Origin of the sequence: Tritonibacter sp. SIMBA_163, from assembly GCF_046535935.1 — a bacterium.
GTDB classification, from domain to species: Bacteria; Pseudomonadota; Alphaproteobacteria; order Rhodobacterales; family Rhodobacteraceae; genus Epibacterium; species Epibacterium scottomollicae.
Window position 1 is genome coordinate 1 of the sequence record NZ_JAWJBP010000325.1, and the last position, 279, is coordinate 279.

1 protein-coding gene is annotated in these 279 nt (G+C 56.3%); it reads right to left on the reverse strand.

Annotated elements, in window-relative coordinates; translation table 11 throughout:
* Positions 1-84: 84 nt before the first annotated feature.
* On the reverse strand, positions 85-279 hold a 195-nt coding region (locus R0J92_RS22585), incomplete at its 5' end, for a helix-turn-helix transcriptional regulator (protein ID WP_411053304.1).

Below are 279 nucleotides of genomic sequence, written 5' to 3' on the forward strand. Positions count from 1 at the left end.
TGCCGCTCAGAAAAAGGGCCTGAAAGCACAAAACACCGGATGTCTGAAACATCCGGTGTTCTTGTCTCTGCAAGTCCGCTGGCATCAGTTCAGATGATGGACTTCCGGCATTTCGATGATGCCGAGCGACAGCGCCGTCGCCACGGCTGAAGTGCGGTTGGAGCAGTTGAGCTTGATCTTGGCGTTCTGGAGATAAGTCACCACCGTCCAACGTGCGATGTTCAGGATTTCCGCGATCTCGCCATCCGTCTTGCCATTTGCGGCCCAGCGCAGGCAGTC